Source organism: Paracoccus sp. PAMC 22219 (assembly GCF_000787695.1).
Lineage (GTDB): Bacteria > Pseudomonadota > Alphaproteobacteria > Rhodobacterales > Rhodobacteraceae > Paracoccus.
In genome coordinates this window covers 1-8,722 of sequence record NZ_BBPH01000215.1, presented here as the reverse complement: position 1 = coordinate 8,722, position 8,722 = coordinate 1, and the positions used below count along the sequence as shown (strand labels likewise).

General features: G+C 68.1%; 8 protein-coding genes and 1 pseudogene. 5 read left to right on the top strand and 4 right to left on the bottom strand.

The window, feature by feature from the left end; genetic code table 11:
• The 3 genes from TY51_RS22915 to TY51_RS18830 form a co-directional block, all read left to right on the top strand.
• On the top strand, positions 1 to 220 hold a 220-nt coding region (locus tag TY51_RS22915), incomplete at its 5' end, for a hypothetical protein (RefSeq protein ID WP_042252720.1).
• Between the two features lie 52 nt (positions 221 to 272).
• On the top strand, positions 273 to 446 hold the full coding sequence (locus tag TY51_RS22305) for a hypothetical protein (protein WP_156118125.1): 174 nt from the start codon (positions 273 to 275) through the stop codon (positions 444 to 446).
• Between the two features lie 65 nt (positions 447 to 511).
• Positions 512 to 1,123 (top strand): hypothetical protein, encoded by a 612-nt coding sequence (locus tag TY51_RS18830; RefSeq protein ID WP_042252717.1) that lies wholly within the window; start codon positions 512 to 514, stop codon positions 1,121 to 1,123.
• Here TY51_RS18830 and TY51_RS18825 read toward each other — a convergent pair whose 3' ends face one another.
• Positions 1,124 to 2,299 carry a nucleotide sugar dehydrogenase gene (locus TY51_RS18825; RefSeq protein WP_042252714.1) on the bottom strand — a complete coding sequence of 392 codons (1,176 nt, stop codon included), beginning with the start codon at positions 2,297 to 2,299 and terminating at the stop codon, positions 1,124 to 1,126.
• 74 nt (positions 2,300 to 2,373) lie between these two features.
• On the bottom strand, positions 2,374 to 4,518 hold the full coding sequence (locus tag TY51_RS18820; RefSeq protein WP_042252711.1) for a malate synthase G: 2,145 nt from the start codon (positions 4,516 to 4,518) through the stop codon (positions 2,374 to 2,376).
• A gap of 323 nt (positions 4,519 to 4,841) precedes the next feature.
• Between TY51_RS18820 and TY51_RS18815 the strand changes: the two genes are divergently transcribed.
• Positions 4,842 to 6,080 (top strand): SRPBCC family protein, encoded by a 1,239-nt coding sequence (locus tag TY51_RS18815; protein WP_042252708.1) that lies wholly within the window; start codon positions 4,842 to 4,844, stop codon positions 6,078 to 6,080.
• A pseudogene (locus tag TY51_RS18810) lies at positions 6,081 to 7,171 on the top strand (2Fe-2S iron-sulfur cluster-binding protein). It begins immediately after the preceding gene.
• On the opposite strand, the gene TY51_RS18805 reads toward TY51_RS18810, so the two are convergent.
• Entirely contained in the window at positions 7,168 to 8,013 is an 846-nt protein-coding gene (locus TY51_RS18805; protein ID WP_042252722.1) for an SMP-30/gluconolactonase/LRE family protein, read from the bottom strand. The pseudogene TY51_RS18810 and the gene TY51_RS18805 sit on opposite strands and share 4 nt — an antisense overlap.
• A complete protein-coding gene (locus TY51_RS18800) occupies positions 8,010 to 8,612 on the bottom strand; it encodes a 2-dehydro-3-deoxy-6-phosphogalactonate aldolase (RefSeq protein WP_042252704.1) in 603 nt (200 codons plus the stop codon). The genes TY51_RS18805 and TY51_RS18800 overlap by 4 nt, the downstream gene beginning before the upstream one ends.
• Between the last annotated feature and the right edge of the window lie 110 nt (positions 8,613 to 8,722).

The following is an 8,722-nucleotide window of genomic DNA, read 5'->3' as shown; positions in this document are numbered from 1 at the left end:
CCGCTTCCGACGCAGGCTGGCCGCGCGGCCGCTGGCGGGCTGGGCGATGGCCGCGTCGCTGGTGCTGGCCGTGGGTCTGGGCGGGTTTCTGGCCGGTCGCGGGACGTCGCCGACGGGCGGCACGTTGCAGCAGGCGGCGGTCGCGCTGGCGCAGGTGCCGACCGGGGGGCGATGCCACCCTGTCCGGCGGGGCGGTCGCGCGGGCGCTGGCCAGCTATGACACCGATCTGGGTCTGTGCCGCCTGATCGAGGCGGGGGCCGAACGCGCGCTGATGTGCCGCGACCAGGACGGCTGGTCGGTGGCGCTGGCGGTGCCAGGTGCGGGGCAGGACGCCTATCTTCCCGCATCCGATCTGGGCACCGGCCTGATCGACGCAGCCTTGGACGAGATCGGCGCAGGGCCGGCCCTGGACCCCACGGCCGAGGCTGACGCGCTGGCGGAGTGACCCCGCCATGGAACATCCGGACCGCGGGCCGTGTTGGGGGGCCTTGAGGAAAGGCCGGGTTGCGCATGTGGGACTGGATATCTGAGAACAGCGGCCTGGTTCAGGCCGGAATGGCGGCGGTCACGGCGCTGGTCTGGATGGTCTATCTGCACGTCATCGTGTCGGGCCTGCGCCGTCAGCGCCGGACCGAGATCCTGATCCACCTGGGCGGGGCGCGCAATCTGTCCGCCCGCATCCTGGTCAGCAACCTGGGCTTTGAGCCGATCTATGTGCTGGAGATCATGCTGACCGTCTGGACCGCCAGCGGCGAACGCGTGTCTTCGGTCGCCGACCGGACCGAAATCGCGCAGGGCCAGCACGCCACCCCGCGCGAGGCGACGCTGCAGGGGCCACTGAAAAGCGGCGATCACGTCGATATCGGCAGCGTGCTGGACCTGCTGGACCGCGCCCGCCATCACAGCTTTGACGCGCTGGAACCCGGCGACATTCGCGAGGTCGAGGTGACGGTGGCCGCGATCACCGCCGCAGACAGCCGCATCGCCGCCGCCGCCCGTCGGTTTTCGATGAAGGGGCAGGGCGATGACATGTCGCTGTGCCCGCAGAATCTGTACGCGCGCCAGATCCGGTCGCGCTGGCGTCGCCGCCAGATCGAGGCGACGCTGCGCGACAGGCTGTGATCAGTCGGCGCCGAACAGGTCGCGGGTGAACACCCGTTCGGCCACGTCCTGAAGGTCCGGGACTAGGCGGTTCGCCACAATCACGTCGGCGCGTGCCTTGAAGTCGGCCAGATCGCGGATCACCTCGGACCCGAAGAAGCGGGCGTCGGGCAGGGCGGGTTCAAAGACCACGACCTCGATCCCCTTGGCCTTCAGCCGCTTCATGATGCCTTGGACCGCGGATTGGCGGAAATTGTCGGACCCGGCCTTCATCACCAGCCGATGGATGCCCACGACCTGCGGCTTGCGCGCCAGGATCGCGTCGGCGATCACGTCCTTGCGGGTGCGGTTCGCATCGACCACGGCGGCGATCAGGTTCTGGGGCACGTCGTTGTAATTGGCCAACAGCTGCTTGCTGTCCTTGGGCAGGCAATACCCGCCATAGCCAAAGGACGGGTTGTTGTAATGCGCACCGATGCGCGGGTCCAGGCCGACGCCCTGGATGATCTGGCGGCTGTCGAGGCCAAGCGACATCGCATAGCTGTCCAACTCGTTGAAATAAGCCACGCGCAGGGCAAGATAGGTGTTCGCGAACAGCTTGATCGCCTCGGCCTCGGTGGATCCCGTCAGCAGGACCGGGACGTCGGTGTCCAGCGCGGCCTCGGCCAGCAGGTCGGCAAAGGCGCGGCCGCGGGGGCTGTCCTCTCCGACCACGATGCGGGACGGGTGCAGGTTGTCGTGCAGGGCCCGGCCTTCGCGCAGGAATTCGGGGCTGAAGATCACCTGCTGGGTGCCAAGTCGCGCGCGGACGTCCCGGGTGAAGCCCACCGGCACGGTCGACTTGACCACGATCACGGCCTGCGGGGCCAGCCGCGTCACGTCGCGGATCACCGCCTCGACGCTGGAGGTGTTGAAGTAGTTCGTGACCGGGTCGTAATCGGTGGGCGTCGCGACGATGACGAAATCGGCGCCCGCATAGGCCGTGGCCGAGTCGGTCGTGGCGGTCAGGTCCAGCATCTGCGTGGCCAGGTGGCGCGCGATGTCGTCATCGATGATCGGGCATTTGCGGTCGTTCAGCATGGCCACCCGGCCCGCATCCACGTCCAGCGCGCGCACGGTATTGCGCGCGGCCAGCAGGACCGCGTTGGACAGGCCGACATAGCCGATGCCTGCGACGGCGATGATCTTACCCGACATGGCGGTTCCCCTTTGATGCGGGTCGCACGATAGCGCGCGGCGGCGGCGTTGCAACCGCCGCCGCGCTGATGCGATCAGACCGCCTTGGCTTCGGCCCGGCGGGCATGCAGCGCCGGTTCGGTATAGCCCGACGGTTGCTGCGTGCCGGTCAGGATCAGGTCGCGCGCGGCCAAAAAGGCCGGCCCGTCAAAACCGGGGGCCATGGCGCGATAGGCCGGATCGCCCGCGTTCTGGCCGTCGACCTTGGCGGCCATGCGGCGCAGCGCGTCCTCGACCTGATCCACGGTGATCAGCCCGTGCTCCAGCCAGTTGGCCAGATATTGCGCGCTGATCCGGCAGGTGGCGCGGTCTTCCATCAGCTGCACGTCATCGATGTCGGGCACCTTGGAACAGCCGATGCCCTGATCGACCCACCGCACCACATAGCCCAAGATGCCCTGTGCGCTGTTGTCCAGTTCCCGCAGCACCTGGTCCTGCGGGATCGGCCCGTCGGCCAGCGCCGGGGTCAGCAGCAGGTCCAGATCGGGGATCGGCTGACCCTGCAGCTCGTCCTGGCGGGCGGCCACGTCGATTTGGTGATAGTGCAGCGCATGCAGCGTCGCCGCCGTGGGCGAGGGGACCCAGGCCGTGCTGGCGCCCGATTTCGGGTGGCCGATCTTGACCTCCAGCATCTCGGCCAGGGCATCGGGCTTGGCCCACATGCCCTTGCCGATCTGCGCGCGTCCCCGCATGCCCGATGCCAGGCCGACCAGGACGTTGCGATCCTCGTATGCCTTCAGCCAGGTCGCGGTCTTCATCCCGTCGCGCCCGACGAACGCGCCCGCCTGCATCGAGGTGTGGATCTCGTCCCCGGTGCGGTCCAGAAAGCCCGTGTTCACAAAGAAGATCCGGTTGCGGATCGCGTGGATGCAGGCGGCCAGGTTTGCGCTGGTGCGGCGCTCCTCGTCCATCAGGCCCAGCTTGACGGTGTTGGGTGACAGCCCCAGAGCGGTCTCGACATGGGCAAAGACGCGGTCGGCAAAGGCGGCCTCGTCGGGGCCATGCATCTTCGGCTTGACGATATAGATCGCACCGGCGCGGCTGTTGCGCGGACCTTCGGTCTTCTTCAGGTCGTGGATCGCACAGGCGACGGTGACCATCGCGTCCATCAGACCCTCGGGGGTCGATTGACCGCCCTTGCGGACCACGTCGGTGGTCATCAGGTGGCCCACATTGCGCACCAGCAGCAGGGCGCGACCCTGCAGCGTCACGGTGCTGCCGTCGGGCCGGGTGACCGTGCGGTCGTCCTGCAGGCGGCGGGTCATCGGCTTGCCGCCCTTGTCGAAGGTCTCGACCAGGTCGCCCTTCATCAGGCCCAGCCAGTTGCCATAGACGCCGATCTTGTCCTCGGCATCGACGGCGGCGACGCTGTCCTCGCAATCCTGGATGGCCGACAGCGCGGCCTCCAGCACCACGTCGCGCAGCCCGCTTGCCGATGCCGCGCCGATCGGATGATCGCCGTTGATCACCAACTCGACATGCAGCCCGTTGTGCCGCAGGACATAGCCGGTATCGGCGCCGTCGCGGCGGGTGCCCACGAAGGCCGCCGGATCGGCCATCCGCACGGCCTGACCCGACACAGTCGCCACCAGGCCCTGCGCGTCGGCGTCATAGGCGGTGACATCGGCATGGCTGCCCTGCGCCAGCGGCAGCGCCTGGTCCAGGAACGCGGCCGCCTTGGCCACGACCGCATCGCGGCGCGCGGGGTCGAACCCGCCCGCGGGCACCGGGCCCATCACGTCCGATCCGTATATCGCATCATACAGCGACCCCCACCGCGCATTGGCGGCGTTCAGCGCAAAGCGGGCATTGCTGACCGGCACGACCAGCTGCGGCCCGGCCAGGGTGGCGATCTCGGGGTCGATATCACCGTTCTCGACGGCAAAGGGCGCGGGTTCGGGGACCAGATAGCCGATCTCGGTCAGGAACGCGCGATAGGCGGCGGCATCCCAGGGCTGGTTGCCGCGGGCCTTGTGCCAGGCGTCGATCTGCCCCTGCAGCTCGGCGCGACGCTCCAGCAGGGCGGCGTTCTCGGCCGCGAACCCGTCCAGCAGCCCGGCATAGCCCTGCCAGAAGGCATCCGCCGTCACGCCGGTTCCGGGCAGCACCTGCGCCTCGATGAACTGCGCAAAGTCGGCATCGACCTCAAGGCCGTGGCGGGGGGTGGCGGAACGGGTCATGGGGCTCTCCTCGGATGGCGGGGATTCGGCATCGGGCCATACCCCAACGGTGGGATACGTCACCCCGGCGGGTTTGCCAAGGGTTTTGGAACGATTTTCCATTGTGTCGGCAAACGCCCCCTGCGGCCCGGCGCCGCGGGGGTCCGGGGGCCCCGCAGCCTCGCTGCCCCCCTCGATGGGGGGTGGCGAGGCTTCCTTCCCTCAACAGCACGCGCATGATGCCGATGTCCGTTTCCGCTGGCAGAATGTCGCAATTCTGCCGCCTTGTCGTTTGCCTGCGACTAGTTTGGGACGAAAGCCACCCCGGACCCCCGAGCAGCGCCATGACCCAGACCTCCGACTTGACCACAGCCCAGCTGATCGCCGCACGTCTTCCCGATCACGCGCTGCCCCGCGATCTGTATTGCGGCCAGCAGGCCTTCCAGGACGACCTGGAACAGATCTGGTACCGCGAATGGCTGTTCGCCGGACCCAGCTGCGAGCTGCCCAAGACCGGCAGCTATACCACCATGCAGGTCGGCCAGTACCCGGTCATCGTCACCCGCGGCGCCGATGGCCGCATCCGCGCCTTCCACAACGTCTGCCGCCATCGCGGCCAGCGGCTGTGCGCAAAATCGAACGGGACCAATCCGAAACTGGTCTGCCCCTATCACCAGTGGACCTACGACCTGAACGGCAAGCTGCTGTTCGCCCGCGACATGGGCCCCGATTTCGACCCGTCGAAATACAGCCTGAAATCCGTGCATTGCGTGGACCTGAACGGCATGATCTTCATCTGCCTGGCCCAGGTGCCCCCCGCCATCAACGACCTGGCCGCCAACCTGATCCGCTATGCCGCGCCCTCGGGGCTGGCCGATGCCAAGATCGCCTTCAGCTCGACCATCGTCGAGAAGGGCAACTGGAAGCTGGTGATGGAAAACAACCGCGAATGCTATCATTGCAGCGGCAGCCATCCGTCCCTGTGCCGGACCTATTCCGACGACCCGCTGATGACGGTGATGGAGGGGCCGAACGCGGCCTCACCGGAAATCCTGTCGCATTGGGCACGCTGCGACGCGGCGGACCTGCCCGCGCGCTTTGTCAACGCCCCCGACATGCAGTGGCGCATGGCCCGCGTGCCGCTGATGGATCATCAGGAAAGCTTCACCCTGTCGGGCAAGGCCGCGGTCGCGCGGCGCATGGGCACGATGCCGTGGAACGACGCGGGCAGCCTGATGTTCTATCACTTCCCGTCGTCCTGGCACCATTTCCTGGCCGATCACGCGATCGTCTTCCGCATCCTGCCGATCAGCCCGACCGAGACCCAGGTCACGACCAACTGGCTGGTCCACAAGGACGCGGTCGAGGGCGTCGATTACGATCTGGAGACCCTGACCCGCGTCTGGCTGAACACCAACGACGAGGATCGTCAGGTGGTCGAGGAGAACCAGGCCGGCATCCTGTCGCCCGCCTATGAACCCGGCCCCTATTCCCCCAGCCAGGAGGCGGGGGTGATCCACCTGATCGACTGGTATTGCGGGCTGATGGCCTCGCGCCTCGGGATGCGGCAGGCGGCCGAATAGATGGCCAAGCCTCGCCTGAACTGGGCCGCCGAGCCGTGGTCCGATGACGAGCCGCTGGAATGCGTCATGGTCGTGCCGGAAACGCGCGACACCGCGACCTTCATCTTTCGGGCGCCGTCGGGCGCGTGGTTCGACTATCAGCCCGGCCAGTTCGTGACGCTGGACCTGCCCGTCGATCCCGCCAGGGCCCGGCCGGCAACGTCCAGCGGACCTACACGATCAGCTCGTCGCCCTCGCGGCCGCTGTCGATCTCGGTCACGGTCAAGGCGCAGTCGACCTCCATCGGCACGCGCTGGATGCTGGATCACCTCAAGCCGGGAATGCGGATCCGGGCCTTCGGCCCCAACGGCATCTTCAGCTTTCACCGTCATCCGGCGGCGAAGTACCTGTTCATCTCGGCCGGGTCGGGCATCACGCCGATGATGTCGATGACCACCTGGGCCTGGGACCGCGCGCAGGACACCGACATCGTCTTTGTCCATGCCGCGCAGCGCCCGTCCGACATCATCTTCCGCGATCAGCTGGAACATTACGTCGCCCGAGTGCCCGGCCTGCAGCTGCGCCTGACCGTGGAACAGCCCGAACCCTTCCGCGTCTGGCACGGCTATCAGGGGCGGCTGAACAGCCTGATGCTGGGCCTGATGGCCCCCGACTATCTGGACCGCGAGGTGTTCTGCTGCGGACCCGAACCGTTCATGCAGGCCGTGCGCGAGATGCTGATCTCGCTTGGTTACGACATGGAACGCTATCACCAGGAAAGCTTCGGCGCCCCCGTCGCCACCGAGGCCGAGGCCCCGGTGATCGAGGACGTGACCCCCGACGACGATGCCCGCGCCCAGGTGACCTTTGCGTCCAGCGGCGTGACGGCGGCCTGCGCGGAAACCGACACCGTGCTGGCGGTGGCCAAGCGGGCGGGGCTGAACATCCCGTCGGGTTGCACCTTCGGCCTGTGCGGCACCTGCCGAATCCGCAAGACCGCCGGAGAGGTCCACATGGTCCACAACGGCGGCATCAGCGATGAGGACATCGCCGATGGCTGGATCCTGGCCTGCTGTTCCAACCCGATGGGCCGGATCACCGTCGAGGTCTAGCCCAGGATCACCCGGTGTTCCCGCTGGCCCGCGACGCCGGCGGGCACCGCATAGGTGCAGCCGTCCGTGTCGCGCGGATCGTCCAGCCCCTGCCGCGCGGTCGTCGCGAACAGCGTCGTCATGTCCGCGCCCCCGAAAGCCGGACAGGACACGTGCGGCGCGGGCAGGTCGATCGCGCGGTCGAACCGCCCCTGCCGGTCATAGCGCGCGACGCGTCCCGCACCCCATTGCGCCGACCACAGCCCGCCCTGGGCGTCGATGACCGCCCCGTCGGGGTTCAGTCCTTCGGCATTCAGGTCGATGAACACCTGCGGATCGCCCACAGGCCAGCCGTCGCGGTCCAGCCGGACCTGCCAGATGGTCGACCGGTCTGTATCGGCAAAATGCGCCAGATCGCCTTCCGGCGAAAAGCAGATGGCGTTGGTGATGGTGATGTCGGGGAACAGCAGACGCAGTTCGCCCCGATGGAAGCGCCAGATCGACCCGGCGCCCGGTTCGGCATTCAGCCCCATGGTTCCGATCCAGAACCCACCCTGCGGGTCGGCACGGCCATCGTTGCTGCGGGTGACGGGGTTGTCGGCCTCCAGCGGGACCAGCACCTGCGTTGCGCCATCGCGCAGGTCGACCAGCGACAGCGCCTTGCTGGACGCGACGATGATCCGGTCCGCGTCCACGATGCCCGCGGCCGAGACGTGGTCCGGAAAGTCCCAGTGACGCCGCGCGCCGTCCAGCGGCTTTTCGAACATGCGGCGGCCGATGATGTCGAACCAGATCAGCGACTGGCGGTCGGGATGCCACAGGGCGCCTTCGCCCAGGGTGCAGGGGGTGTCGTCAAAGATCATGCGCTGGCCTCCCATGCGGCGACCATTGCTGCGGCCTTGGCCGCCACGGTGTCGGCGCTGTCGCCGGGCGTGTACAGGCTGGACCCGATGCCGAACCCTGCGGCCCCCGCGCGGCGCCATTCGGCCATGGTGTCGACCGACACGCCGCCAACGGCCCAGCAGTCGGTTCCCGCAGGCAGCACCGCCCGCATCGCGCGCAGGCCCTTGGGGCCGATCAGTTCGCCCGGAAACAGCTTGAGCCCGGTGGCACCGGCGGCAAGGGCCATAAAGGCCTCGGTCGGGGTCATGACGCCGGGAAAGCTGGCCATGCCCGCGGCCACGGTGGCGCGGATCACGTCCGCGTCGCAATTGGGCGACAGCACCATCCGCCCGCCCGCATCGCGGACCGCGCGAACCTGATCGGGGGTCAGCACGGTGCCGGCACCGACCTGTGCCACGTCACCGAACTCCCGCGCCAGGATGGCGATGCTGTCCAGCGGGTCCGGAGAGTTCAGCGGCACCTCCAGCCGGGTGATCCCGGCTTGGGTCAGGGCGTGGCCGATGGCATGGGCGTCCTGCGGCGTCAGGCCGCGAAGGATGGCGATCAGGGGGCGGGACATGGATTATCCTTGCAGAAATTGACGATGGGCCGCGGACAGCCCGGCAAGCGTGGCGTCCTGGACCGACATGCGCGCGGCGGGAACGCCTTGGGCCGACAGCGCCTCGGCAT

Bases quoted from the DNA above. Each gene is read 5' to 3' on its own strand.
- TY51_RS22305 (WP_156118125.1), top strand. From the start codon at position 273: ATGTGCCGCGACCAGGACGGCTGGTCGGTGGCGCTGGCGGTGCCAGGT.
- TY51_RS18830 (WP_042252717.1), top strand. From the start codon at position 512: ATGTGGGACTGGATATCTGAGAACAGCGGCCTGGTTCAGGCCGGAATG.
- TY51_RS18825 (WP_042252714.1), bottom strand. From the start codon at position 2,299: ATGTCGGGTAAGATCATCGCCGTCGCAGGCATCGGCTATGTCGGCCTG.
- TY51_RS18820 (WP_042252711.1), bottom strand. From the start codon at position 4,518: ATGACCCGTTCCGCCACCCCCCGCCACGGCCTTGAGGTCGATGCCGAC.
- TY51_RS18815 (WP_042252708.1), top strand. From the start codon at position 4,842: ATGACCCAGACCTCCGACTTGACCACAGCCCAGCTGATCGCCGCACGT.
- TY51_RS18805 (WP_042252722.1), bottom strand. From the start codon at position 8,013: ATGATCTTTGACGACACCCCCTGCACCCTGGGCGAAGGCGCCCTGTGG.
- TY51_RS18800 (WP_042252704.1), bottom strand. From the start codon at position 8,612: ATGTCCCGCCCCCTGATCGCCATCCTTCGCGGCCTGACGCCGCAGGAC.